Consider the following 25,264-nt stretch of genomic DNA (forward strand, 5'->3'; position numbering starts at 1 on the left):
ACACCATGACAATCGAATTTGAACGCTGGCCCGAAGATCTGGCGCGCCGATACCGCGACCGCGGCTACTGGATCGACAGACCGCTCAGCGACATCCTCACCCAGCAGGTGGAACTTCGGCCGGACGCGACCGCGCTGATCTGCGGCGACCGCCGCTTCACCTATGCCGATCTCGACCGGCAATCTTCCAATCTTGCCGGGCATCTGGCTGCCGCCGGGATCGGCAGGGGCGATACGGCACTGATGCAATTACCAAATATCGCGGAGTTCTATCTCGTCTTTTTCGCTCTGATGAAAATCGGCGCTGCACCCGTCAATGCGCTTTTCAGCCATCGTCGGCTGGAAATGACCTCCTATGCGGAACAGATTGCGCCAAAGCTGGTGATCGGCTCGCGTTCCCACGAGCTTTTTGCCAATGACACGTTTCTGGAGGCGCTGAAGCTTGCCTCTCCGCAGCTTGCCGTAACGCTGCTGCTTGGTGAGACGGAACCGCAGCGCAGCCTCGAACAATGGCTCTCATCACCCGCCGAAAATGCGCCGCATTACGGCCCTTCGGCAGCCGATGAGGTAGCATTGTTCCAGCTTTCCGGCGGCAGCACCGGAACACCGAAACTGATCCCCCGCACGCATAACGACTATGACTACAGCGCCCGGGCCAGTGCGGAAATCTGCGAGCTGACGCCGCAGACCCGTTTCCTCTGCGCCATTCCGGTGGCGCATAATTACCCCATGAGTTCGCCGGGTGCGCTTGGCGTGTTCCACGCTGGCGGCACCGTGGTAATGGCGGCCAATCCCGAGCCGCTTGCCTGCTTTGACCTCATCGAAAAACATGGCATCGACATTGTGCCTCTGGTGCCGCCGGCCGTGGCGCTGTGGTTGCAGGTGGCGCCCGCCCATCGCGAACGGCTGAAATCCCTCAAGCTGCTGCAGGTCGGCGGCGCAAGCTTTGCAGAAGCTTTAGCCCGTCAGGTGCCGCATGTGCTGGGTTGCGCCCTCCAGCAGGTCTTCGGCATGGCGGAAGGTCTGGTGAACTATACCCGCGCCGGTGATCCCGACCATATTGTCTTCACCACGCAAGGGCGGCCGATCAGCCCGGATGACGAGATCCGCATCGTTGACGAGGACGGCAACGACGTTCCAGAAGGCGAAGCCGGCATGCTGGCGACGCGCGGCCCCTATACGTTTCGCGGATATTACCGCGCCGCCGAGCACAGCGCGCGCGTCTTCGACAACCAGGGATTTTATTATTCCGGCGATGTCGTTCAGCGTACGCCCGAAGGTTACCTGCGGGTGGTTGGCCGGGTGAAAGACCAGATCAATCGCGGCGGCGAGAAGGTCGCATCGGAAGAGGTGGAAAACCTGATCCTGCAGCATCCGGATGTGACGCATGCCGCACTGGTGGCGATGCAGGACGAACTCCTCGGTGAAAAAAGCTGCGTCTTCGTCGTTTCCCGCAATCCCGCTCTCAAGGCACCGGCCATCCGCCAGCATCTCTCTGGTCTGGGTGTTGCGGATTACAAGCTGCCGGACCGGGTGCGTTTCATCGACACCATGCCGCTTACTGCCGTCGGCAAGATCGACAAGAAACGTCTGCGCGACATGCTCGCAGCGCCCGTCCCGGCGTAACGGAGCCTGCACGCCTCAACCATTTGAAAATTGCGTGTCGCCCATGCCGATGCGCCAAACCATCGAGGTCAATATGACGATCCCCACCATTTCCGATTATCCGATGCCGGTCGCAGCAAGCTTTCCGGCCAACAAGACAAAATGGCAGCCGGACGCCAAGCGCGCCGTGCTGCTCATCCACGACATGCAGCGTTATTTCCTGCGGTTCTACGAGGCCGACGGCAGGTTGATGACAACCCTCATCGACAATCTTGCAAAGGTAAAGGCGTGGGCGGTTCAGAACGGCGTGCCGGTCATCTACACCGCCCAGCCGCACGACCAGCCTGCCGCCGACCGCGCGCTTCTGAACGACATGTGGGGACCGGGCCTGACCGTGGTCGACCCGGAGTTGCAGAAGGTCGTGGACAAGCTTGCGCCGACGCCCGACGATGTGGTGCTGACCAAATGGCGCTACAGCGCCTTCCAGCGTTCAGACCTTGCCGAGCGCATGAAGGGTTGGGGCCGCGACCAGATCATCATCGGCGGAGTCTATGCCCATATCGGCTGCATGATGACGGCTGTTGAAGCCTTCATGAAGGATATTCAGCCCTTCATGCTGGGTGATGCCGTCGCCGATTTTTCCGAAGCCGAACACCGCATGGCGCTGCAATATGTGGCAACACGCTGCGGCGTGGTGATCGACACTGCAAGCCTTGCCGGCGCGGGAGAGACCACCGATATCAGCGAATGGCTGAAGGTTCGCGTCCTGCAAATGGTGGAGGACGAGAGCGACATCGACCCGGATGAGAACCTGATCTTCTATGGGCTGGATTCGCTGCAGGTGATGAAGCTTGCCGGCGAACTGAAGGAACGCGGCGTCATCGTGGGCTTCGAAGAGCTTGCCCGCGTACCGACGCTTTCTGCCTGGTGGGCGCTGATCGAAGAAAAGCGGCTCGCGGCCTGAGCGGACGGACAAGATGATGCAGAACAGATTTAACGGGCGGCGCGTGCTGGTGACGGGTGCCGCGCAGGGCATCGGCCGCCGCATCGCCGAGCGTTTCACCGAGGAAGGGGCCGAGGTCATCGGCCTTGACCTCATTGCCGATGCGACCGATGCAACCTTCCGCCAGATCACGCTCGACATCACGGACGCGGCGGCAGTGGAGGCGGCGAGCAAGGCGATCGAGAAGGAATGGGGCGGGCTGGACATTCTCGTCAACGCCGCCGGCATCCTCCGGCTCGGCGACAGCGAAAGCCTGACGCCGCAGGACTGGAACGCCTGCATGGATGTCAATGCTGCGGGGCCGTTCTACCTGCTGCGGCAATGGAGCGGCGTCTTCAAGCGGCAGCGGCGCGGGGCAATCGTCAACATTGCCTCCAACGCCGCCGTTGTACCGCGCATCGGCATGCTCGCCTATTGTGCTTCCAAGGCCGCACTCGTCAGCCTCAGCCATTGTGCAGCACTTGAACTCGCGCCCTTTGGCGTGCGCTGCAATGTGGTGTCACCCGGCTCCACCGATACGCCGATGCTGGCCGGCATGCTGAACGATCCCAGCGGCAAACAGCGACTGGTCGCCGGTCTTCCCGAGCAGTTCAAGCTCGGCATTCCGCTGGGCAAGATCGCGCGGCCGGACGACATCGCCGACACGGTGCTGTTCCTCGCCTCCGATCAGGCAGGCCATGTGACGATGCAGCAGATCGTGGTCGATGGCGGCGCCACGCTTGCCGCCTGAGCATCGGTCCGCGTGATGAGGATGACAGATATGGCCAACGCGCCGGCGTTTCACGGCGAAGCTGTTTCCGGCGATCCACCCCAGGCCATCTGGCCTTGGCCGGACGACAGATGCGATTGTCATTGTGTCACCCTTCATTACAGCGCCGAAGAAGGGCGCGGCGGCAAGGTCCCTCCCTTGCCGCCGCAGCTTTTGCGCGCTGTGCCCAGACGCAAGGCGGAATTTATCGCCGGGCGCAGATGTGCTGCCGAAGCCATACGCCGTCTAACCGGCCGCGCCGCCTTTCCTGGCATGGGAGAGGATCGCGCCCCTATCTGGCCCGAAGGCGTGGTCGGCGCGATTTCCCACAGCCACGAGCGGGCATTTGCGCTTGCCGGCTCTTCCGAGCGGTTCTGCGGCATTGGCATCGATATCGAAAGGCTTCTGAACGAGGAGGAAGCTTGCGATATTGCCCCGCAGGTACTGACCGCAAACGAACGCCTCAGTCTTGGAAACGACATCGATCCCTTCATGACCGGGCTGATCTTTTCGGCCAAGGAAAGCCTGTTCAAAGCGCTTTATCCGACCGTCAGACGTTTGTTCTTTTTCGAGGCGGCGGAATTATCCGGCTATGAAGAGTGCGGTTCAGCATCCCTTCGGCTGACGACCGACATCAGCGGCGAGTGGCGCAAGGGAACGGACATTCCTTTCCACTTCTGCCGCTTCGAAGGCTTTTTGCTCACCCGTATCCTTCTCCCGCATTAAGGGAAAAATACAGAATCCTTTCCTGTGAAGATCATATTTAAAGTCGTTATTCCCGTCATTTGTGTGAAACACTGAAACGGTACGCACCGTGTTGGAATGATTCCAAACATGCAACGGTGGAGATACGATATGACCGACATCGATACGAGCAAGCTTTCCTGGGATGCGTGGGACGAGCTGCAAAACCCGCCGCCGGCCGAAACCGATTTCGACCGCGTGGTCGAGACCGCAATTTCCCGCCGCGGCTTTCTCGGTGGCGTGCTTGCCTTCGGTTCGGCCGCAGCAGCCATGGGCACGCTCGGCAACCTGATGACCAGCACATCGGCGGAAGCGCAGGAAGCGGCAGCCGGCCGTTTCCCCTTCAAGCCGGTGGCTGCCGCGACCGACCACACCATTCACGTGCCGGAAGGCTACAGCTGGAAGCCAGTCGCCAAGTGGGGCCAGCCGCTGTTCTCCAACGTGCCCGACCTCGACCCTGCCAAGGGTGTCAGCGTTGAGAACTCCGACAAGGTCTTCGGCGAAAATACTGACGGCATGGAACTGTTCATGGTTGGCAATCACCAGCTGATCGCCGTCAACCATGAATATGTAAACCCGGAAACCAACCTGCCGCATGCCGAAAAGGGCAACCCGAAAACGGCCGACGACGTCAAGATCCTGCAGAACATGCAGGGCGTCACCGTCATGGAAGTTGCGGAAGGCACCGGAGGCTGGGAAATCGTTCTCGACAGCCCGTTCAACCGCCGTATTCACCACAACACCCCGATGAAGCTTTCCGGCCCGGCCGCAGGCTCGGACCTCGTCAAGACCGCCGCAGATCCGAAGGGTGTCGACTGTCTGGGGACCTTCAACAATTGCGGCGCCGGCCGCACGCCCTGGGGCACCTACCTCACCTGCGAGGAAAACTTCAACGGCTATTTCGGTACCACTGATGCCGCCTTCAAGCTGCCGGATGACTACAAGCGCTACGGCATCGTCGCCGAGACCCGTTACGCCTATGAGAAGTTCGATGCGCGTTTCGATGTCGCCAAGAACCCCAACGAGCCGCGCCGCGCCGGTTACGTGGTTGAGATCGATCCTTCGGACGCCTCCTCCACCCCGATCAAGCGCACCGCCCTCGGCCGCATCAAGCACGAAAACGCCGCCGTGGTGATTGCCCGTGACGGCCGCGTGGTGGTTTACATGGGCGATGACGAGCGTGGCGAATTCCTCTACAAATTCGTCTCCAACGGCATCTACGTGCCCGGTGGCGACACCTCGAAACTGCTAGACGAAGGCACGCTCTACGTCGCCAGGTTCTCGGACGACGGGGCTGGTGAATGGTTGGCTCTCACGCCTGAGACGACAGGCATGAAGATCGATGAAATCTGCGTCTTCACCCGTCAGGCCGCTTCCAAGGTGGGCGCGACAACGATGGACCGCCCGGAATGGGTCGCCATCAACCCGGTCGCCATCGAAGCCTATTGCGCCCTTACCAACAACAGCCGTCGCGGCGAAATGAAAGACGACAAGTTGCGCGCCAATGCTGGCGGTGACGCCATGGCGATCAATGCTGCCAACCCGCGCGAAAAGAACGAATACGGCCAGATCGTGCGCTGGTACCCGGAAAACGACGATCACGCGGACGGCAGATTCAAGTGGGACCTCTTCTGCATGGCCGGCAACCCCACCGTTCACAAGGATGCCTATGCCGGCTCTTCGAACATCAACGAAGGCAACATGTTCAACTCGCCCGATGGCATGATGTTTGACTCGACCGGTCTCCTCTGGATCCAGACCGACGGAGAAGACAGCAACGAGGGCAACTTCGCCGGCCAGGGCAATAACCAGATGCTGGCAGGCGATCCGGCCACCGGCCGTATCGAGCGTTTCCTGACCGCGCCGAAGGGTTCCGAAGTTACCGGCCAGACATGGTCCGGCGACAAGCGTACCCACTTCGTCGGCATCCAGCACCCCGACGCCCCCTTCCCGGATGGCGAAGGCAAGCTGCCGCGCTCCACCGTTATCGCCATCAAGCGTGACGACAACGCGCAGATCGGCTGACGCTTTGGCTTAGGCGGAACCGGGTCTCGGTGTAGCGGAGATCCGGTTCCTGTCACCCGTGACCAAGGGTCGATGCGGCCTGACTGAATTTTCACTCGCCAGTGGACAAGAGCGGCATTACCGCTTCAAATCCCCCCACACGATACCAGTCAGGAGAATGACCATGGAAATATTGCGCGCGGGAACACGGGCCTCAACCAAAGGCCCCGAGGCATGGTTTACCGGCACGGTCCGTATCGATCCTCTGTTCAACCCGTTCGATGCAGAGCGGGTTCAGGGCGCTCAGGTCACCTTCGAACCCGGCGCGCGAACCGCATGGCACACGCACCCGCTCGGACAGACCCTGATCGTGGTTTCAGGGTTTGGAAGGGTGCAGCGCGAGGGTGGCCCCGTGGAAGAAATCCGCCCCGGCGATACCGTGTGGTTCGCGCCGGGCGAAAGGCACTGGCACGGGGCGGCACCCGATGTCGCCATGACGCATATCGCGCTTCAGGAAGTGAAAGACGGCAAGGTCGTGGACTGGATGGAGCACGTCACGGACGATCAGTATGGTGGCTGAAGCGGCCTTGCCGAAATGGCGCTCGTCCTGCCTGCCGGACGATCTCCAGCGTTAAGCAACATCCTGAAGAGCCGAAATATTTCGGGGGCGCGATTTAAACTTTGACTCGTATGCGCATTGGGTGAACCTTCATCGCGTCGCGGGAACATGGTGGAGAATCGTGATCTTAACCGGTGGAATTGTCCTTGCCCTTATTGCCGCCAATGCGGTTGCAATTCCATGCCCATGACACTCAACCGGCGCGATGTGGTGGCGGGGTTGTCTATTGCCGGCCTGATGTTACCGGAAGCGATAGCCTATTCGGGGATTGCCGGCGTTCCAGCCCAGCACGCCATCCTTGCCGCCATCATGGGCTGCATCGTCTATGCCATTTTTGGCCAGAGCCGTTTTGCGGTCGTCTCGCCCACATCGTCCTCCGCCGCAATCCTGGCGGCAATGCTTGCGACGCTCTCGGTCACACCAGCGCAAAAGATGCTGCTTGTTGCCATTACTGTCGCTCTGGTGGGCCTGCTGTTTCTGCTTGCGGCTGCCACGCGGCTCGGCGCCCTGTCGAGTGTCATCTCGCGCCCCGTGCTGCGCGGTTTTGCCTTCGGCCTCGCCATTCTGATCACCATAAAGCAATTGCCGAGCCTCTTCGGGATAAAGGCGCAGTCGGGCGAGCCGCTTTCCATTCTCCTGCAAATCCTCTCCCGCCCGCAGGACTGGAGCCTTGAAAGCATCGCCGTCGGCGTTGTGGCACTCGCCGTGCTGCTTCTCCTGCGCAGGCGCCCCGCCATTCCCGGTAGCCTCGTCGTCATCGTGGCAGGAATTGCCATCTCGATCCTGCTCAACCTTCAAAGTCGGGGCGTCGCCGTCGTCGGCCAGATCGATCTTGCCGGCATATGGGCCGGCCCGTTTTCGGTGTCGCTCGATGATGTCGCGCATGTTGCCCGCTTCGCGCCGCCACTCGTCCTCATCCTCTTTGCGGAATCATGGGGCACCATCCGAAGCTTTTCGCTTCGCCATGGCGAAATTGTCGATTCCAATCGCGAACTCAGAGCATTCGGGCTTGCCAATATCGCCAGCGCCGCCATGCAGGGTATGCCGGTTGGTGCGGGTTTTTCCGCAGGCGCAGCAAGCGAGGCGGTTGGGCCGCAAAGCCGGCTTGCCTCTGCCATCGCCGCAATCGGCCTTGCGGTCTTCAGCCTGCTCGCCGCCAGATGGTTCGCTTTCATCCCGGAAGCAGTCCTTGCCGCCGTGATCGCCGTGGCGCTGCTGCATGCGCTCGACCCCGCGCCGATCATCCGTTTATGGCGGCTCGGCAACGACGCCTATCTGGCACTTGCCGCCGCAGCCGGCGTACTTGCCTTCGGTGTGCTAAACGGCATGCTTGTCGCCGTCGCCCTTTCCTTCGCCGTCTTCGTTCGCCGGCTTTCCCTACCGCATGTCATGCATCTTGGCCGGCTGGGCGATAGCCATGACTTTGTCGACATGGAACGCCACCCGGATGCGAAGGATGTGTCAGGCATGATTATTCTCCGGCCCGCACAGCCGCTTTTCTTCGGCAATGCGGAACCGATCCTTGCCGCCGTTACCAAATACATCGTTGCGCGGCCGGAACTGGACATCGCAATTGTCAGCCTTGAGGAAACATTCGAACTGGATTCCACCGCGCTTGATGCGTTGCTGGAGTTCGATGCAGCGATGCAGCGCAGCAGCATCGTGGTCTATTATGCGCGCATGCACGACCATGTGCAGGATCTGCTGCTTGCTGGCGGCGGATCCGACATGGTGGCGCGCAGCAATTTCAGTGTCGATGATGCCGTGACGGCGGCCATGCATCGGGAGGACAGCCTTGCCACACAATCTTGAACCGCATCTGACCCCGGTTGAAATCACCTCACTCAAACCAACGCAGATGACAGTCGGTCTGCGCGAGGTGGAGGACAAGCGCCGGCAATGGGCCGCCATCCGTGAGGAAAAGGGAGCCGACTTCCTCGGACACCACATGGTGCCCGTCGTCCTTGGTCACAAACAACGTCTTTATCTGGTGGACCACCACCACCTCGCTTTGGCCTTGCATGAGGAAGGCGTGAAACATGTCCTGACCAGTATCGTTGCCGATCTTTCCCATCTCGACCGGCAGGAATTCTGGTCGGTGATGGACCATCGCAACTTCGTCTATCCTTTCGACGTGGATGGCGTGCGCCATCCCATCGAAAACCTTCCCAAACGGATCGTCGATCTCAAGGACGATCCCTTCCGCGCGCTGGCCGGCGCGGTTCGCGACGCTGGCGGTTTTGCCAAAATAGACGCTCCCTTCAGTGAATTCCTCTGGGCGGATTTCCTGCGGCGCCGGGTGGGCGGCAAGAAGCTGCGACATTCCTTCGAGGACGCGGTTGAGGAAGCGATGCAACTGGCACGCTCGCGCGATGCGCGGCATCTGCCTGGATGGTGTGGAGCGGACCGATGACAACCCTTCCCTCCCTTTTCCGAGTGATGGCGGCTGCCATCGCAGTTTTCGTGCTGGGCGCCGCGAGCCTAGCTGCGCAGGAACTACCGCCGCCAGCGAGACCGGCCCCTACGGAACAGACCACAGAGCAGAAAGTCGACCAGTTGCTACAGCTTCTGGGACAGGACGATGTTCGTGCCCTTCTCACACAGAAGCTTGCGGTAGCCGGCACAGAGCAGCCGCCAGAACTGACGCCGCAGAGCCAGTTGAGCGATCTCGACCAATGGGCAAGCAAGCGGCGCGAACACCTAGGCCGCCTCGCAAGGGACCTGCCCGGCATGGCCACGCAGATCATCGCGGCGCTGGGAAGGCTTTGCGACGAGATCAGAAACTACGGTGCAGCCGTCTTCTTGCTGCACGTATCCATCCTGTTCGGTGCGGGCCTTGCCGGCGGCGTTGCCACGAACCGGATCATAGCGATGCAGGCCTCCCGCAGGAACGGCGCGGATATCGGCAAGGAGGCCTCGTCTGTCGTATCGCGGAGGCTTTTGCCCGTCTTCGGCTACGGCATTGCTGCCACCGCCATGTTCCTTGCCATCCAATGGTCACCTTTGCTGAGCGCCGTTCTGCTGCCCTGGCTTGCAACCAGCATCGTGTTGCCGCTGCTTTTTGCCTTCACGCGCCTGCTGCGGCGGGTCGTTGGCCGTGAGGCCTATGCCCGGCGCGATTTCTGGATCGTCCGCTGGACATGGCTCCTGACACTTGCCGGCATTTTCTGGTCCCTGCTCAGGACGCTCGAAAATCTCGATGTCCCGCGTGAAACGCTCGGGCTTCTGTCCTCCGCCATGGTCGGGCTCCTGTTCCTGCTCGCATGCATCTGGATCTGGCGTCGCCCGGTCGGCGATCCGGGTTCGGAGCGGGCAAGGGCAATCGACGTCGCGTTGATCTTCAGCCTCATCATCCTCTTCGGGCTGCGGCTTGCCGGTGCCGGGGTCCTGTTCTGGATCGGGCTTTATGCGCTGGTTCTGCCCGGCCTTGCCTCGACGCTTGGCATCGCGGCGCGAAAGCTGGCAACCGACATCGGCACCTATGGGGAAAGCGATCTTCGCCCGGTACTGGTCGAGCGAGGCGTGCGGCTTGCAATCGTCGGGACTGCCATCCTGTGGCTGATCTTCCTCGTGCGCGCGCATCCGAATTCCCTGCCCGATGGCGCATTGCTGACGTCGATCGTCGTCGGCGTCCTGCACGGGGCGCTGATCCTGCTTCTTGCCGATCTCGTCTGGATCGCGATCAAGTCGATGATCGCACGGCGGCTGGAGTTGAGTACACCCGCCGGCAACCCGATGAGCGGCCAACCGGGTGTGGGCCAGCCGCAAGATGACCGGCTTTTGACCATTCTGCCGATCCTTCGCAACATGCTCGGCATCATCATCGCCGCGGTTGCGGTCATGACGGCACTTTCGGAACTCGGCGTCAATATCGGGCCGCTGCTGGCGAGCGCCGGCATCTTCGGCATCGCCATCGGTTTCGGTTCGCAGACGCTGGTCAAGGACATCATCAGCGGCGTGTTCTACATGATCGACGACGCCTTCCGCGTCGGCGAATACATCCAGAGCGGTTCCTACCGCGGCACGGTGGAATCCTTCAGCATCCGCTCGGTCAAACTGCGGCACCATCGCGGCCCGATTTTCACCGTGCCGTTCGGATCGCTCGGCGCCGTCGAAAATATGAGCCGCGACTGGTCGATCGACAAATTCCTCGTCACGGTCGCCTTCGATACTGACATTGCCAAGGTCCGGGCCATTACCAAGGAGATCGGCAAGGCGCTGAAGGAAGACCCGGAATTCGGACAGTTCCTGATCGAAACCGTCAAGCTGAAGGGTGTCGAGCAATTCGGCGAATATGGCATGACGCTTGGTTTCGGCATGATGCTGCGCGCCGGCGGGCAATCCTCCATGGTGCGCCGCAAGGCCTATTCGATGCTGAAGGATGCCTTTGCGCAAAACGACATCCAGTTCGCCAGCATGGCGGGCGCCTATCCCGCATCTACACGAAGCGCGCGGCCACAGGAGCCCGAAGCAAGCGACGGGACGGGGCCGGTGGAAGAATAGGCCTCCGGCAACCGCGCCCCAACCTTAGCCCATTCGTTCGGACATATATTCGCCCGGCGAAGCTGGAAACACCACGGTCTTGTTGCCGTTGAGGAAGACACGGTGATGAATATGGGCATGAATGGCGCGTGCCAGAACCTGGCTTTCCACGTCCCTCCCGAGGCTCACATAATCCATGCCGCTCTGGGCATGGGTGACGCGGATCGTGTCCTGTTCGATGATCGGGCCTTCATCGAGATCAGCGGTGACGTAATGGGCCGTAGCGCCGATCAGTCGTACGCCGCGCTCATAGGCCTGCTTGTAAGGGTTTGCGCCCTTGAAGGAAGGCAGGAAGGAGTGGTGGATGTTGATGATGCGGCCAGACATTTCCTGGCACAGCCGTTCCGACAGAACCTGCATGTAGCGCGCCAGCACGACGAGTTCGGCGCCTGCATCGCGCACCACCTGCAGTATGGCCGCCTCGGCTTCCGGTTTCGTCTCCGGCGTGACGCGAATGTGGTGAAAGGGAATATCCTCGTTCACCACCTGCTTCTGGTATTCGAGGTGATTGGAGATGACAGCGACAATCTCCACAGGCAATGCACCAATGTGGGAACGATAAAGCAGATCGTTCAGGCAATGGCCGAAGCGTGAAACCATGATCACGACTTTCGTTTTCCGCGAGAGATCATGGATATCGTATTCCATGTCGAAATCGGCGGCGACGGAAGCGAACCCTGCGACGAGAGCAGCGGGTTCCATCCCTTCCTCCGAAACGAAGCTCAGCCGCATGAAAAAGCGGCCCGTTTCCAGGTCGGTGAATTGCGAACTGTCGTTGATGTTGCAGCCGGACCGCGCGAGATATCCGGACACGGCGGCAACGATGCCGCTGCGTGCCGGGCACGAGACTTTCATGACATAGCTGGTCAAATCCTGCTCCCCTTGATGGATCAGCGATCGGGCACATTGGCGGTGATGCCGCCCTGCCCGATCATGGCTAACGAGACCGATAATAGCGTGTTACGCGCCGTAGATCGGGAAGTCCTCACACAGCGCAGCAACCTCGGCCCGCACGTTCGCCTCAATCTCAGCATTGCCTTCGGCACTGACAGCCAGCGCGTCGATGACGCGCAGGATCAGCACGCCGATCCGCTCAAATTCGGCCACGCCGAAGCCGCGCGTGGTACCGGCCGAGCTGCCGAGCCGGATGCCCGAGGTGACGAAGGGCTTTTCCGGGTCGTTGGGAATGGAGTTCTTGTTGCAGGTGAGGCCTGCCCGCTCAAGAGCGATTTCGGCAACCTTGCCGGTAACGCCCTTCGGACGCAGATCGACCAGAACCATGTGGCTGTCGGTTCCACCAGACACGATCCCCAGACCGCCATCCGTCAGCACTCGCGCCAGAGCCTGTGCATTGGCGATGACCTGACCGGCGTAGTCGGCAAAGTCCGGCCGCAGCGCCTCGCCGAAGGCAACGGCCTTGGCGGCGATGACATGCATCAGCGGGCCGCCCTGATTGCCGGGGAAGACGGCCGAATTCAGCTTCTTCGCCAGATCGGCATCGTTGGTCAAAATGACGCCGCCGCGCGGGCCGCGCAGGGTCTTGTGGGTGGTGGAGGTGACGACATGGGCGTGCGGCACCGGGTTTAGATATTTGCCGCCGGCGATCAGGCCGGCATAATGGGCCATGTCGACCATCAGCCATGCGCCAACCTCGTCGGCGATCTTGCGGAAGCCTTCGAAATCGATCTGGCGTGGATAGGCCGAGGCGCCTGCGACGATCAGCTTCGGTTTTGTCTCCAGCGCCTTTGCTCGAACCTTTTCCATATCGATCAGATGCGTCTCTGCGTCCACCTCATAAAAGACGACATCGAACCACTTGCCCGACATGGTGACCGGCGAACCGTGGGTCAGGTGGCCGCCATGGGCCAGCGAAAGCCCCATGATCCGGTCGCCCGGCTGAAGAAGTGCCAGAAACACCGCCTGATTGGCCTGCGCGCCGGAATGCGGTTGCACATTGGCGAATTCCGCGCCGAAAAGTTGCTTCAGCCGGTCGATGGCGACCTGCTCGACCTTGTCGACGAATTCGCAGCCGCCATAATAGCGTTTGCCAGGATAACCTTCCGCATATTTGTTGGTCAGCACCGAGCCTTGCGCCGCCAGAACGTCGGCGGACACGATATTCTCCGAAGCGATCAGTTCGATCTGGGTTTTCTGGCGATCGAGTTCTTCGGCGATGGCGTCGGCGATCACCGTATCCGAAACGGCATTATGGGACAGACGGTTGAGCATTGTTTCCTCCTCAAGGATCAGGCGATTTCGGCGGCAAGTTCCTTGCAGCCGGTTTCAAGCAAATGGCCGAGATGCGGCGCGAAACTGTTCCAGATATCCATACGGAAACCATCCGGCGCATCGCGCCACAGCACCACGGTCACGCCATCGAAAATCGTTCTGCGGGCCTCGCCAACCGGAATGGTGTCGATGTCGCGGGCGCAGCCGAGTGTCAAAAGCTCGGCGGCGAGCGGCCCCTTGATCGCGAGCGTCACTTCCCTTCCGGAAATATCGACGAGACTATGCGGATGGCCGGCATAAACGCCAGCGCAGGCCGCAATCACCCTGTCGACCGCGCCAGCGGGAGCAAGGATCGTCCATTCGTCGGGGCCAAGGCGCACGGCCTCGATTTCGCCTGCAGCAGTGCGAGCGCCGATCCGGTCGGGCAAGGTCAGGCCAAGGGCTGTATTGAGCGGGACCAGATCGCCGCGCGCACGCAGCGACAGCCGCCCCTGCGCGGCCAATATGCTGACCCGGGCTGCTTTGCTCTCGGCCAGCGTGCCGGGAACGGGGGAGGAAACGCGCATGTTCATTGTCATCTCCGGGTCAGATCTTCAGGCGGGTGTTTTCGGGATCGACAAAGACCATCCCGGTGATTTTTGCGGCAATCGTGCGTTCGGGCATCGGAATATAGACGGTCTCTCCCATCCGCTCATGGCCGCCCTCGACCAGCGCCAGCGCAATCGGCTGGCCAACCGCATCCGAATGATAGGATGAGGTGACATGACCGACCATTTTCATCGGGATAGGCTGCTTCGGATCGAAGACAATCTGCGCGCCCTCTTCAAGCTTCGAGCGGTCTTCGGTCAGAAGACCGACGAGGTGACGACGGCCCTTGGCGACGAGATCGGGGCGCGCGAGGCCACGCTTGCCGACGAAATCCGGTTTGGTCTTGCCCACGGCCCAGCCCATCGCGGCATCATAGGGCGTGACCGTGCCGTCGGTATCCTGGCCGACGATGATGTAACCCTTTTCGGCACGCAGCACATGCATGGTTTCCGTGCCATAGGCGGTGATGCCGTATTGCTGACCGGCCTCCCACAGGATTTCCCAGAGCTTGCGGCCAAGCGGCGCGGGCACGTTGACTTCGAAGCCGATCTCGCCGGTGAACGACACCCGGAACAGCCGCGCCGGCATGCCGGCCACCGCGCATTCCGCGCAGGACATATGCGGGAAAGCCTCTTCCGTCAGCTCGACGCCCTCGACCAGCGGAGCGAGCAGCTTTGCCGCATTCGGGCCGTTCAGCGCAATGGTAGACCATTGCTCGGTGGTGGAAGTCAGCCAGACGTTGAGATCCGGCCATTCGGTCTGGAGGTAATCCTCCATCATGTTCATCACCCTTGCCGCACCGCCGGTGGTGGTGGTGACGTGGAAGCGATCCTCGGTCATGCGGCCGATGACGCCGTCGTCGCGAATGAAGCCGTCATCACCCAGAAGCAGGCCGTAACGGCAGCGGCCCGGCGCGAGCTTCGACCACGGGTTGGTGTACATGCGGTTCATGAACTCGACCGCATCCGGCCCGACGACCTCGATCTTGCCGAGCGTCGAGGCGTCGAACATGCCGAGGCTTTGCCGCACCGCCCGGCATTCGCGGCCGACTGCCGCATCCATGTCTTCACCTGGTTTGGGGAAGTACCAGGCGCGCCGCCATTGGCCGACCGGTTCGTAAACCGCGCCATGCTCCTCAGCCCAGCTGTCGATCTGCGTCTTGCGCGTCACCTCGAAATGCTGGCCGCGATGATAACCGGCGAAAGCGCCGAAGGTCGTCGGCGTATAGGGTGGGCGGAAGGTCGTGAGGCCTACTTCCGGCTGGCGTTTGCCGAGCGCTTCTGCCGCGATGTTGAGGCCGTTGATATTGGACATCTTGCCCTGATCGGTCGCCATGCCGTTGGTGGTGTAGCGCTTGACGTGCTCGATGGAGCGCATGCCCTCGCGCACGGCCAGCCGCAGATCCTTTGCGGTCACGTCGTTCTGGTAATCGACGAAGGCCTTGGCCTTGCCGGCATCGCGATCGCTCGGCAATTCCGTCAGCGATACGCCGCTGCCGGTGCGGTCGTGCTCCACCGCATAGTCGCGGGTATCGCCCGTCTTGCCCAGGGCTGCAGCGATCTTCCGGCCCTGCTCGGCGCCATCCTTCAGCACCGCTTCAATGCCCCAAAGCCCGCGCCCGGCGCCGGCAATTGCACAATCCTCATTGGTCATGGCCGGCAGGAAGGTGGTCCGCTGATCGTCCCAGGCAATCTTGCCCTGCGTATGGGAAAACAGATGCAGCGACGGCGTCCAGCCGCCAGACATCAGCAACGCATCACAGGCGATTTCCTGCCCCGCGCCGACCGTGGAGCCATTCACCGGATTGACGCGGACTGATTTCACACGCAACCGGCCCGAAGTCGCCGTCACGGTATGCGACAGCCGCACCGGAATGCCGAGCGCGCGCGCCTCGTTCACCAGTTCCTCGCGCACCTTCGCACGGGTATCGACGATGGCCTGCACCCGCGCGCCTGCGCCATGAAGATCGAAGGCGGCATACCAGGCGCTGTCATGGCTCGTCACCACCACCGGCCTGTTGCCGACCTTGACGCCATAGCGGTTCAGATAGGTCTGGGCGGAGCCCGCCAGCATCACGCCCGGCCGATCATTGCCATGGAAGACCAGCGGTTTTTCGAGAGCCCCCTGCGCCAGCACCACATGGCGCGCCCGCACCCGCCACAGGCGTTCACGCGGCATGTCCTTGGTCACGGTTTCGAGATGGTCGGTCAGCTTTTCGCAAAGGCCGATCATGTTCTGGTGGTAGTAGGCAATCGCCGTCGTGCGGGTCATGACCCTGACGCCGCGCTCCTTCAGCGCCTTCAACTCGTCCGCCAGCCAGTTCCATGCTGGCTGGCCATCGATCTGCGCCTGCGGCTCGGACAGCAGCGTCCCGCCGGCTTCGGCATTTTCGTCCACCAGCACGACCTTGAGACCATCGACCGCCGCTGCGCGCGCCGCAGCCAGACCCGCAGGACCGGCGCCGACGATCAACACGTCGCAATGCAGGTTGCGCGAGGCATAGGTATCGGGGTCTTCTTCCGTGGGCGAGACGCCGAGACCGGCCGCCGCGCGGATGAAGGGCTCATAGACCTTGTTCCAGAAGCTCTTCGGCCACATGAAGGTCTTGTAGTAAAAGCCCGCCGAAAACAGCATATAGGCCATGTCGTTGACTGCGCCGATATCGAATTTCAGGCTGGGATATTTGTTCTGAGAGGTGGTTTCCAGCCCGCTCCAGATTTCCTGCACCGTGGCGCGGGTATTGGGCTCGAACCGGCCGGAGCCGCGGCGGGTGCCGATCAGCGCATTCGGCTCCTCGGAACCCGCCGCTACAGGGCCGCGCGGGCGGTGGTATTTGAACGAGCGGCCCATGAGATGTACGCCATAGGCGAGAAGCGCGGAGGCGACCGTATCCCCCTTTACGCCGCGATAGGTCTTCCCATCGAAGGTGAAGCTTACCGAGCGGGCGGCATCCACCCGGCCACGGCCGGGAACGCGATAGGAACTCATTTCGACACCTCGGAGCTGGCTGGTGCGCTGGATAGGGAGGAGAGATCAGGACGCGGCTCGCCTGCGCGATAGGTCGTCAGGAAACGGTCGCTCACCGTGTCGCGCACCGCATTGAAGAAGCGACCGCAGCCATGCAGGTGCCGCCAGCGCTCGAAATGCGGACCCCTGGCGTTTTCGCGGATGAACAGGAATTCTTCCCACTGTTCATCACTCTGAGATGAGGGGTCGGCCGCGCGCACGACATGGGCCTGCCCGGCATAGGTGAATTCGGCTTCGGGCAGCGTTTCATGGCAATAGGGGCAACGGATCAGCAGCATGGGTTAACTCCTCAGTGCGCCACGGCAGCGGCGGCGGCCTCGTCGATCAGGCGGCCGGAGCGGAAACGCTCCAGCGTGAAAGGCGCGTTGATCAGGTGCGGTTCGTTTTTCGCGATGGTCCAGGCGAAGGTGTGGGCAGCGCCCGGCGTGGCCTTGAAACCACCCGTGCCCCAGCCGCAATTGACATAAAGCCCGTCGACCGGCGTCTTGCCGAGAATGGCCGAGCGATCCGGCGTGACATCAACAATGCCGCCCCATTTGCGCAGCATCCGCATGCGGTTGAAGATCGGGAAGATTTCGACGATGGCGGCGATCGTATGTTCGATCAGCGGCAGGCCGCCGCGCTGCGAATAAGAGGTATATTGATCCGTACCCGAACCGATCACCAGCTCACCCTTGTCGGACTGGCTGATATAAGCGTGAACCGCATTCGACATGACCACGCAGGGGAAGATCGGCTTGATCGGCTCGGATACCAGAGCCTGCAGCGGATAGCTTTCGAGCGGCAGGCGCACGCCTGCGGTATCCATGACCACCGAAGTGTGGCCGGCAGCGGAAACCGCAACTTTTTTCGCCTTGATGAAACCTCGCGCCGTCTCGACACCCGCGACGGACCCGTCGGCATTGCGGCGAATGGCGGTGACCGGGCAATTCTGGATGATATCGACGCCACGGGCGGCAGCACCGCGCGCATAACCCCAGGCAACTGCATCGTGGCGCGCCGTGCCGGCACGTTCCTGAAGCGCACCGCCCATCACCGGGTAGCGGGCGTTTGGCGATATGCTCAGCGGCGGACAATATTCCTTGCATTCTTCCGGGGTAAGCCAGCGATTGTCGACACCGTTCAGACGGTTGGAATGGATGTGGCGCTTGAAGCTCTGCACGTCGTGGACATTATGGGCGAGCATCAGAACGCCGCGCCGCGAATACATGACGTTGTAGTTCAGTTCCTGGCTCAAGTTCTCCCACAGATCGACGGCGTGATCGTAAAGACGCGCGCTTTCGTCGTAGAGATAGTTGGAGCGGATGATGGTCGTGTTGCGGCCGGTATTGCCGCCGCCGAGCCAGCCCTTGTCGATGACAGCGACATTGGTGATACCGTGCTGGCTGGCCAGATAATAGGCCGCACCCAGACCATGGCCGCCGGCGCCGACGATGACCACGTCATATTCGGCTTTTGGCTGGCTGTCAGGCCATTGCTCGTCCCAGTTCTTGTGGCCGGTCAGGGCATTCCGCAGGAGATTGAAGGCATTAAAACGCGTCATGAGCGGGCCTGCTGGTTGGAACTCTCGGTATTCAAAAGCCTACGGAGATTTACAGCGGCCGGGCTGGACAATCGCGTCTGATTGCGTGAATATTTGCGCCATGAGCTCTCATCGCGCCAAGAAACGCCTCAGCGTCGCCTTCCTGCTCGCCGACCGGTTCACGCTGTCGGCCTTCGCCAATTTCGTCGATGTGCTGCGTCTTGCTGCCGATGAGGCTGACCGTTCCCGGCCGATCCTGTGCGAATGGTCCGTGCTGTCGGCGACCCTTGGCAATGTGCAATCGAGCTGTGGTGTGAAGGTGCAACCGGATACGCGGCTCATCGACGCCGTGCATTACGACTATATCGTTGTTGTCGGCGGATTGATCAGCGACCACAGCGCCCTGCCGCCGGAGGCATTGCGGTTCCTGAAAGACCGTGCGGCAGCGGGCACTCCCCTTATCGGGCTCTGCACCGGCGTTTTCATTCTACATGAAGCCGGCCTGCTGGATGGTTATCGCTGCTGCGTGAGCTGGTTCCATCATCAGGATTTTCTCGACCGGTTCGACGCCGAGCAGATGGTCTCCGACCAGCTCTTCGTCATAGATCGCAACCGCCTGACCTGTTCGGGCGGCCATGGTGCTGCGCATCTGGCGGCGTTCCTTGTGGAGCGCCATGTCGGCCAGTCGGCCGCCATCAAAAGCCTCAATATCATGATGATCGACAGTGCGCTCAGCGGCGAAAAACCCCAGCCCGGCCAGCAGAGCACCAGAACGGCAACCGATCCCCTGGTGAGAAAGGCGATCCTGCGCATGCAGCAGAACATCGAGGTTCCGAGAACCGTGCTCGAACTTGCGCGCGATCTCGGCCTTGGCCGACGCAGCCTCGAACGGCGTTTCCTTGGAGACCTGAAAGCAACGCCCTCCAAGGTCTATCTTGAGCTGCGGCTCGACCGCGCCCTTTCCCTCCTGCGCACCACGCGGGACCCGATCACCCAGATTGCGCTCGCCACCGGGTTTTGCGATGCCCCACACCTTTCCCGCACGCTTCGTGCCGAGCGCGGATTCAGCCCCAGCGAATATCGCAAGACGCAGATTGGCCACACGACAACGGACGAAGAATTCGCCGTCGGCGTGTTGTTGCCGCAACCTTGAGGCTTTGCTGTTCACCTGCGAAAAGTCGGGCCCTGCAAAAAATAGATCAACGTAATTGATATGGTCAGACTTGCCCGTACCGGTATAAAAGTCCTCGATCCTGTTTAGGGGAGCCGTGGGGGGAATGGGATGAATTCAGAGCGTCGTGGCGTTCTCGCGCTTTTAGGTGGCCTTGTGCTGGGAAGACCGTCTGTCGGCAAGGCCGCGAGCAACGTTCCGGCAGTTGCCCAATCCCGCTCCGAATACAAACCCCGCCATGTCCTTTGTTTTCTCGGCCCGGAAAATGGTCTGGCAGCGCTGCAGCAGAGCGCTCGCGCCGCTATCGATAAATTTGCCGGCGATTTCAGTCTCGATGAGGATTATTCGCAGGATGAACCGGACGACAGGATGGAACGCTCCTTCAATGTCTGCTGGGATCGTGTCGAGCCGGATGCCTATCAGGAGAGTGACGAGGAGGCAGTCGCAGGCCACGGCTCGGTTCTTTATGTGCTTGGCCCGTCAATGGCCGCGGAAACAGCCGTGGCGACCTGCGGTAAAGCCCTGATGTTCGTGCACCACATGCTCGATAGTGGCGCAGTTGCCGTAAAGGGTGAAAGCGCCGGCGTTGCCCATGGCGTGCAGCGATGGAAGGAACTCTTCGAACAGTCGCGCCGTAACGCGGCCGCAAACGACGCCCTGGCATTCGCCAGAACCTGCCGTCTAGCCTTCGCGCGCCGGCCCATCGGCGGCGATGCCGACGGAATGGGGAGCGTCGGCTTTCATCTGGTCGGATTGCCTGACGTGGAGATACACTTCACCCGAAAAGACCAGCAGCAGCCCTCAACCAATAGCGAGCAACTGAAGATCGCCGCGCTGATTGACGATATTGCCGATCAAATGACCCGCGACGGCGTTGAAGCGGCCGTGAAGGATCGTCGTGCCGACCTGTCCGATGACACGCGGTATGAGGAGGACGAATATAAATTCAATCCGTTCGGCGTTGCGACCATTCGAGACCACAAGCTTTGACGCCACGCCTATAATGATGCGGGGCCTGGGTCGCTCTCTCCGGCGACAAGCTGCATCGGCCAGACGCAGTAACGCGCCTGATTTGGGTAAAACGGCGCATAGGCCGGCATTGTAGACAGAAGCGTCTGGGCGACCATTACACCGAGATCGTGCAGGGACATGCGGAAACTGGTCAATCGCGGTTCGAGAAACTGGCCGCGTGGACCATCACGAAAACCGATGACCGCAAGATCCCGTCCCGGTTTCAGACCCACTTCCGCCAGACGGCGATAAAGGCCAAGGGCCATCAACTCATAGATCAGCACAAGCGCGGTTGGCCGGGGCCGCATCTGTAGCCACTCGCTGGCGGCGTGATATCCGCCCTGCTCGCTCGATTTCGCCCGGATGACCAGAGAGGGATCGTAAGCAATGCCGTTCTCCTCCAGTCCGCGCCGGTACCCGTCCATGAAAACATAACCGAGATTGACGTCGCTATCGGGTGCGGCAACCGCAATGGTGCGATGGCCGGCAGCGGCGAGCCGGTTGACGGCACTGCGCGCAACCTCCTCAAAATCGAGATCGATCCACGCATGATCGGCGCTGGAAGAGGTGCGGCCGAGCGTTACGAAAGGCAAGCGGGTCTGCTTTAAAAAATCGACACGCTTATCGACACGGCGTGTCGAGGAAATGATCATCGCATCCACCATGCGGCGCGCCACCATGCGCTTGAGATATTCGTCCGGGTCTTCCTCACCGGGACACGGCAGAACGATAAGATCGAGATTGTGAGCGGAAAACACGCTTTGCAAACCATCCGTCACTCCCATGAAGAAGTTGTCGGAGTTCTCCACCGTCTGCGCGTCGCTGCCGGTCATCAGGCCGATGACGTTAGTCGTCCCCTGCCTGAGACTGCGGCCTGACTGGTTTGCGACATAGCCAAGTTTTTCCGCCGCCTCCAGAACACGCCGCCGCGTCTCCTCGTTAACGTCGGGCTTGCCGTTCAAGGCACGGGAAACGGTGCCTATCGATATCTCCAGATAATCGGCAAGCTGACGAATTCCTTTCATGCACTCCCCCTCCTGAGCCGGGTACGAAATATGCGTCCCCAATAACGGTATTGACATATCTAACATGATCATCCTAGTGTCGTAAACGTTTACGACGCTCTGCGCAAAGAGGAGTTTGCCCAGAGACCGGGGAGAGAAGATGACATATAATGCCGTTTTATGCGGGTGCGGAGCTATGGCCAAAGGCTGGCTGCGCGCCATTCAATCGACGCCGGACATTCTCGGCGCGATCAAGATCGTCGGCTTCGTCGATCTGAACGAAGACACGGCACGCGCGCTTGCCGAAGAATTCTCCCTCACCGACGTCATCATCGGCGTCGATCTCCGCGATGTTCTCGCACGGACCAAAGCCGACATCCTGTTCGATGTCGTCATCCCGCAGGCACGGTATGCCGTGGTTGAAACCGGTCTTGCAGCCGGGTGCCATGTGCTCAGCGAAAAGCCGCTTGCGGCCTCGATGGAAGAAGCCGAAAAGCTGGTGGAACTGGCGGAAAAGGCCAGAAAAATTCATGCTGTGGTGCAAAACCGGCGCTTTATCTCCGGCATCCGGCGGCTGCGCCGGGCCGTGGAAGACGGCATTATCGGTGATTTGACGGCCATTCACTGCGACTTTTTCCTCGGACCCCACTTCGGCGGTTTCCGCGAGGAGATGAAGAACGTTCTTCTTCTCGACATGGCGATCCACACTTTCGATGCGGCGCGTTTCGTCGCCGATGAAAAGCCGCTCTCCGTGTTTTGCGTGGAGAAAAATCCGGCAGGCTCCTGGTACGCCCACGGGGCAAGCGCCAATGCCATATTCGAATTCTCCAACGATGTGGTCTTCACCTATCGCGGCTCCTGGTGCGCGGAAGGCGAAAGAACCAGCTGGGAGGCCCGCTGGCGGCTGATTGGCTCCAAGGGCATGATCCTCTGGGACGGCGAAGACAATTTCTCCGCATCCGTCGCCGGCGAAGAGCCGGGTCTTCTACGCGGATTCAAGACCGTAAACGTTTCCGACAGTATTTCCGAGAAGGATACGCACGGCCACGCCAGCGTCATACTCTCGTTTCTTCAATCCATCCATACCGGCCAGATGCCGGAAACGGCCTCCTTCGACAACATCAACAGCCTGGCAATGGTGATCGGCGCGATTGAAAGCGCCCGCATCGGCCAGCGCGTTTCCATCGCAGCATAAGGACCGACAGACGTGAGCAATCCGGCAAAATCCATCCGCATCGGCACCATGGTCAGCGCCACCAAGGGACAGGCAGCTGAACGCATCGGGCAGATAGCCGATCTTGGTTTCGAAAGCTTCGAACCGTTCTTCTGGCAGACGACCAACGGCCAGGACCTTGCCGAGCTTGGCAAGCGTTCACTTGACGCGATCGGTGACCGCGACATCACCATCGGCACGCTCGGCATGTTCGGCAATCCGCTGGAGGAAACGGAAATCGACCTTCAGACCTTGCAGGGCTGGAAAGACTGCATCGACAATGCTCATCACTTCGGTGCCACCTGCGTTGCCGGTTTCACCGGCCGCCTACGCGGAAAGCCGCTGCCCGAGAGCCTGCCCCGTTACAAGGAAATCTGGAGCGAGCTTGCCAAACGCGCAGGGGACAAGGGCGTGAAGATCGCCTTTGAAAATTGCGCCATGGACGGCAACTGGCAAACCGGCGACTGGAACATCGCCCATAATCCGGATGCGTGGGAACTGATGTTCAACGAAACGCCGGACGAGAATATCGGCATCGAATGGGAACCCTGCCACCAGATGGTTTATCTCATCGATCCGCTGCCGCAGATCCGCAAATGGGCGGACAAGATTTTCCACGTGCACGGCAAGGATGCGACCATTCGTTGGGATGTCATTCGTGAGCATGGGATTTTCGGCAAGGAAAAATTCGTCTTCATGCGCACGCCGGGCTTCGGCGACAGCAACTGGACGGACATTATTTCGGAACTGCGCCTGGCCGGCTGGTCCGGCTCGATCGACATCGAAGGCTGGCATGACCCCGTCTATCGCGACGCGCTGGAAATGACGGGACAGGTACACGGCCTGAACTATCTGAAACATTGCCGGGGCGGCGATTTTGTCGTCGATCCCACCTGAGGAATGGAAGCCTTTGGGAGAAGGCTTCCAGTAATTGCAGAGACGATAACCAAGAGGAGGAGATTATTATGGGTATCGCGAAATGCATGATCGCCGGTGCGCTTGTTCTGGCAGGCGTATCCGCCGGTGCGATGGTGGCGCATGCGGAAGATGTGACCTTGACCCTGTGGTCGCTGGACAGGGACATCCAGCCGGCACCCAACCTGGTAAACGAGTTCAACAAGCTCAATAACGGCATCAAGATCGAATACCGGCAATTGCAGTTCGATGATGTGGTGAGCGAATCCATGCGCGCCTACTCGACCGGCAACGCGCCCGATATCATCGCCATCGACAACCCAAACCACGCCATGTTCGCCGCTCGTGGCGCGTTTCTTGACGTGACGGATATGATTGCGAAGTCGGACGTCATCAAGACGGCAAACTATTTTCCGGGTCCGCTGAAATCCGTAACATGGGACGGCAAATATTTCGGCGTTCCGAAGGCGACTAATACGATCGCACTCTATTACAACAAGGACCTGTTCAAGGCAGCCGGTCTCGATGCGGCAAAACCGCCGCAGACCTGGGACGAGCTTGTGGAAGCTGCCCGCAAGCTGACCAACCCCGCCAAGAATGTTTACGGCATCAGCTTCAGCGCCAAGGCCAACGAGGAAGGCACCTTCCAGTTTCTGCCATGGGCGCAGATGGCCGGCGCCACCTACAAAAACATTAATACCGATGGCGCGGTGAAGGCGCTTGAAACATGGAAGACCCTTCTCAGTGAAAAGCTGGCCTCGCCGGATACGCTGACGCGCAGCCAGTGGGATTCCACCGCCACCTTCAACGCCGGCAACGCGGCCATGGCGATCTCCGGTCCTTGGGAAATCGACCGCATGCTCAAGGACGCCAAGTTCGACTGGGGCGTAACGCTACTGCCGGTTCCGACGCCGGACGCGCCGCGGTCTTCGGCCATGGGCGACTATAACTGGGCGATCTTCTCCAAGAGCAAACATCCCGCCGAAGCCTTCAAGGCCATCGAATTTTTCGCCTCGCAGGACAAGGACATGTTCAAAAACTTCGGGCAATTGCCGGCGCGTTCCGATATTCCCGTTCCGCCCACCGGCAACGCGCTGAAGGACGAAGCGCTCAAGACCTTTATCGAGCAACTCAAATATGCGCAGCCGCGTGGTCCCTCGCCTGAATGGCCGAAGATTTCCAAGGCGATCCAGGACGCTATCCAGGGCGCCCTGTCGGGTCAGATGACGCCGAAGGCCGCGCTCGATCAGGCCGCTGAAAAGATAAAGCTGATCGAAGGCTGATCTGTCTGGGCGGGCGGCCGGGTTCACCCGGCCCCAT

21 protein-coding genes are annotated in these 25,264 nt (G+C 60.8%); 14 read left to right on the forward strand and 7 right to left on the reverse strand.

Annotation, left to right across the window (positions count from 1 at the left end; translation table 11 throughout):
• Window positions 1-5 precede the first annotated feature (5 nt).
• The 9 genes from ACQZ5Y_RS25025 to ACQZ5Y_RS25065 all read left to right on the forward strand — a co-directional run bounded on the left by ACQZ5Y_RS25025 (window position 6) and on the right by ACQZ5Y_RS25065 (window position 11,225).
• On the forward strand, window positions 6-1,625 hold the full coding sequence (locus ACQZ5Y_RS25025; RefSeq protein ID WP_174050982.1) for a (2,3-dihydroxybenzoyl)adenylate synthase: 1,620 nt from the start codon (window positions 6-8) through the stop codon (window positions 1,623-1,625).
• Between the two features lie 73 nt (window positions 1,626-1,698).
• Window positions 1,699-2,568 carry an isochorismatase gene (locus ACQZ5Y_RS25030; RefSeq protein ID WP_174051017.1) on the forward strand — a complete coding sequence of 290 codons (870 nt, stop codon included), beginning with the start codon at window positions 1,699-1,701 and terminating at the stop codon, window positions 2,566-2,568.
• A gap of 13 nt (window positions 2,569-2,581) precedes the next feature.
• A complete protein-coding gene (gene dhbA / locus ACQZ5Y_RS25035; RefSeq protein ID WP_174050980.1) occupies window positions 2,582-3,337 on the forward strand; it encodes a 2,3-dihydro-2,3-dihydroxybenzoate dehydrogenase in 756 nt (251 codons plus the stop codon).
• Window positions 3,338-3,367: 30 nt separating this feature from the next.
• A complete protein-coding gene (locus ACQZ5Y_RS25040; RefSeq protein WP_174050978.1) occupies window positions 3,368-4,081 on the forward strand; it encodes a 4'-phosphopantetheinyl transferase family protein in 714 nt (237 codons plus the stop codon).
• Between the two features lie 129 nt (window positions 4,082-4,210).
• Window positions 4,211-6,124 carry a PhoX family protein gene (locus ACQZ5Y_RS25045; RefSeq protein WP_174050976.1) on the forward strand — a complete coding sequence of 638 codons (1,914 nt, stop codon included), beginning with the start codon at window positions 4,211-4,213 and terminating at the stop codon, window positions 6,122-6,124.
• A 163-nt stretch (window positions 6,125-6,287) separates the two neighbouring features.
• On the forward strand, window positions 6,288-6,683 hold the full coding sequence (locus ACQZ5Y_RS25050; RefSeq protein ID WP_003518141.1) for a (R)-mandelonitrile lyase: 396 nt from the start codon (window positions 6,288-6,290) through the stop codon (window positions 6,681-6,683).
• A gap of 219 nt (window positions 6,684-6,902) precedes the next feature.
• Window positions 6,903-8,534, forward strand: coding sequence for a SulP family inorganic anion transporter (locus tag ACQZ5Y_RS25055; RefSeq protein WP_419457029.1), 1,632 nt, complete (start codon window positions 6,903-6,905; stop codon window positions 8,532-8,534).
• Window positions 8,518-9,135, forward strand: a complete 618-nt coding sequence (locus ACQZ5Y_RS25060; RefSeq protein WP_019566914.1) for a ParB-like protein — start codon at window positions 8,518-8,520, stop codon at window positions 9,133-9,135. Before ACQZ5Y_RS25055 ends, ACQZ5Y_RS25060 begins: the two co-directional genes overlap by 17 nt.
• Window positions 9,132-11,225 (forward strand): mechanosensitive ion channel domain-containing protein, encoded by a 2,094-nt coding sequence (locus tag ACQZ5Y_RS25065; protein WP_174060242.1) that lies wholly within the window; start codon window positions 9,132-9,134, stop codon window positions 11,223-11,225. The genes ACQZ5Y_RS25060 and ACQZ5Y_RS25065 overlap by 4 nt, the downstream gene beginning before the upstream one ends.
• Before the next feature lie 24 nt (window positions 11,226-11,249).
• Here the strand turns inward: ACQZ5Y_RS25065 and purU are convergent, their stop codons facing one another.
• The 6 genes from purU to ACQZ5Y_RS25095 form a co-directional block, all read right to left on the reverse strand.
• The gene (gene purU / locus ACQZ5Y_RS25070; protein ID WP_013762268.1) at window positions 11,250-12,134 is read right to left on the reverse strand and encodes a formyltetrahydrofolate deformylase; all 885 of its coding nucleotides are present in this window, start codon (window positions 12,132-12,134) and stop codon (window positions 11,250-11,252) included.
• Window positions 12,135-12,224: 90 nt separating this feature from the next.
• Entirely contained in the window at window positions 12,225-13,493 is a 1,269-nt protein-coding gene (gene glyA, locus ACQZ5Y_RS25075) for a serine hydroxymethyltransferase (RefSeq protein WP_174050972.1), read from the reverse strand.
• Between the two features lie 17 nt (window positions 13,494-13,510).
• A complete protein-coding gene (soxG, locus tag ACQZ5Y_RS25080; RefSeq protein ID WP_174050970.1) occupies window positions 13,511-14,065 on the reverse strand; it encodes a sarcosine oxidase subunit gamma family protein in 555 nt (184 codons plus the stop codon).
• 13 nt (window positions 14,066-14,078) lie between these two features.
• A complete protein-coding gene (locus ACQZ5Y_RS25085; protein ID WP_174050968.1) occupies window positions 14,079-17,069 on the reverse strand; it encodes a sarcosine oxidase subunit alpha in 2,991 nt (996 codons plus the stop codon).
• On the reverse strand, window positions 17,066-17,386 hold the full coding sequence (locus ACQZ5Y_RS25090) for a sarcosine oxidase subunit delta (RefSeq protein WP_019566908.1): 321 nt from the start codon (window positions 17,384-17,386) through the stop codon (window positions 17,066-17,068). Before ACQZ5Y_RS25090 ends, ACQZ5Y_RS25085 begins: the two co-directional genes overlap by 4 nt.
• A gap of 11 nt (window positions 17,387-17,397) precedes the next feature.
• Window positions 17,398-18,651 (reverse strand): sarcosine oxidase subunit beta family protein, encoded by a 1,254-nt coding sequence (locus tag ACQZ5Y_RS25095; protein ID WP_019566907.1) that lies wholly within the window; start codon window positions 18,649-18,651, stop codon window positions 17,398-17,400.
• A gap of 100 nt (window positions 18,652-18,751) precedes the next feature.
• On the opposite strand from ACQZ5Y_RS25095, the gene ACQZ5Y_RS25100 reads away from it, so the two are divergent.
• Window positions 18,752-19,783 carry a GlxA family transcriptional regulator gene (locus ACQZ5Y_RS25100; RefSeq protein ID WP_019566906.1) on the forward strand — a complete coding sequence of 344 codons (1,032 nt, stop codon included), beginning with the start codon at window positions 18,752-18,754 and terminating at the stop codon, window positions 19,781-19,783.
• Window positions 19,784-19,912: 129 nt separating this feature from the next.
• Entirely contained in the window at window positions 19,913-20,791 is an 879-nt protein-coding gene (locus ACQZ5Y_RS25105; RefSeq protein WP_111810182.1) for a hypothetical protein, read from the forward strand.
• An 8-nt stretch (window positions 20,792-20,799) separates the two neighbouring features.
• On the opposite strand, the gene ACQZ5Y_RS25110 is transcribed toward ACQZ5Y_RS25105, so the two are convergent.
• Window positions 20,800-21,837: a LacI family DNA-binding transcriptional regulator gene (locus ACQZ5Y_RS25110; RefSeq protein WP_003518158.1), complete on the reverse strand. Its 1,038-nt coding sequence runs from the start codon at window positions 21,835-21,837 to the stop codon at window positions 20,800-20,802.
• Between the two features lie 139 nt (window positions 21,838-21,976).
• Between ACQZ5Y_RS25110 and ACQZ5Y_RS25115 the strand changes: the two genes are divergently transcribed.
• The 3 genes from ACQZ5Y_RS25115 (at window position 21,977) to ACQZ5Y_RS25125 (ending at window position 25,227) form a co-directional block, all read left to right on the forward strand.
• Window positions 21,977-23,011: a Gfo/Idh/MocA family protein gene (locus tag ACQZ5Y_RS25115; protein ID WP_174050966.1), complete on the forward strand. Its 1,035-nt coding sequence runs from the start codon at window positions 21,977-21,979 to the stop codon at window positions 23,009-23,011.
• A gap of 12 nt (window positions 23,012-23,023) precedes the next feature.
• A complete protein-coding gene (locus ACQZ5Y_RS25120) occupies window positions 23,024-23,926 on the forward strand; it encodes a sugar phosphate isomerase/epimerase family protein (RefSeq protein ID WP_065687427.1) in 903 nt (300 codons plus the stop codon).
• Between the two features lie 68 nt (window positions 23,927-23,994).
• Window positions 23,995-25,227: an ABC transporter substrate-binding protein gene (locus tag ACQZ5Y_RS25125; protein ID WP_025595104.1), complete on the forward strand. Its 1,233-nt coding sequence runs from the start codon at window positions 23,995-23,997 to the stop codon at window positions 25,225-25,227.
• Window positions 25,228-25,264: the final 37 nt, after the last annotated feature.

The organism is Agrobacterium sp. A3-95, from assembly GCF_053521785.1.

Bases quoted from the DNA above. Each gene is read 5' to 3' on its own strand.
- ACQZ5Y_RS25090 (WP_019566908.1), bottom strand. From the start codon at position 17,386: ATGCTGCTGATCCGTTGCCCCTATTGCCATGAAACGCTGCCCGAAGCC.
- ACQZ5Y_RS25055 (WP_419457029.1), top strand. From the start codon at position 6,903: ATGCCCATGACACTCAACCGGCGCGATGTGGTGGCGGGGTTGTCTATT.
- ACQZ5Y_RS25050 (WP_003518141.1), top strand. From the start codon at position 6,288: ATGGAAATATTGCGCGCGGGAACACGGGCCTCAACCAAAGGCCCCGAG.
- ACQZ5Y_RS25085 (WP_174050968.1), bottom strand. From the start codon at position 17,069: ATGAGTTCCTATCGCGTTCCCGGCCGTGGCCGGGTGGATGCCGCCCGC.
- dhbA (WP_174050980.1), top strand. From the start codon at position 2,582: ATGATGCAGAACAGATTTAACGGGCGGCGCGTGCTGGTGACGGGTGCC.
- ACQZ5Y_RS25125 (WP_025595104.1), top strand. From the start codon at position 23,995: ATGGGTATCGCGAAATGCATGATCGCCGGTGCGCTTGTTCTGGCAGGC.
- glyA (WP_174050972.1), bottom strand. From the start codon at position 13,493: ATGCTCAACCGTCTGTCCCATAATGCCGTTTCGGATACGGTGATCGCC.
- ACQZ5Y_RS25025 (WP_174050982.1), top strand. From the start codon at position 6: ATGACAATCGAATTTGAACGCTGGCCCGAAGATCTGGCGCGCCGATAC.
- soxG (WP_174050970.1), bottom strand. From the start codon at position 14,065: ATGAACATGCGCGTTTCCTCCCCCGTTCCCGGCACGCTGGCCGAGAGC.
- ACQZ5Y_RS25030 (WP_174051017.1), top strand. From the start codon at position 1,699: ATGACGATCCCCACCATTTCCGATTATCCGATGCCGGTCGCAGCAAGC.
- ACQZ5Y_RS25065 (WP_174060242.1), top strand. From the start codon at position 9,132: ATGACAACCCTTCCCTCCCTTTTCCGAGTGATGGCGGCTGCCATCGCA.
- ACQZ5Y_RS25040 (WP_174050978.1), top strand. From the start codon at position 3,368: ATGGCCAACGCGCCGGCGTTTCACGGCGAAGCTGTTTCCGGCGATCCA.
- ACQZ5Y_RS25115 (WP_174050966.1), top strand. From the start codon at position 21,977: ATGACATATAATGCCGTTTTATGCGGGTGCGGAGCTATGGCCAAAGGC.
- ACQZ5Y_RS25095 (WP_019566907.1), bottom strand. From the start codon at position 18,651: ATGACGCGTTTTAATGCCTTCAATCTCCTGCGGAATGCCCTGACCGGC.
- ACQZ5Y_RS25110 (WP_003518158.1), bottom strand. From the start codon at position 21,837: ATGAAAGGAATTCGTCAGCTTGCCGATTATCTGGAGATATCGATAGGC.
- ACQZ5Y_RS25105 (WP_111810182.1), top strand. From the start codon at position 19,913: ATGAATTCAGAGCGTCGTGGCGTTCTCGCGCTTTTAGGTGGCCTTGTG.
- ACQZ5Y_RS25045 (WP_174050976.1), top strand. From the start codon at position 4,211: ATGACCGACATCGATACGAGCAAGCTTTCCTGGGATGCGTGGGACGAG.
- ACQZ5Y_RS25100 (WP_019566906.1), top strand. From the start codon at position 18,752: ATGAGCTCTCATCGCGCCAAGAAACGCCTCAGCGTCGCCTTCCTGCTC.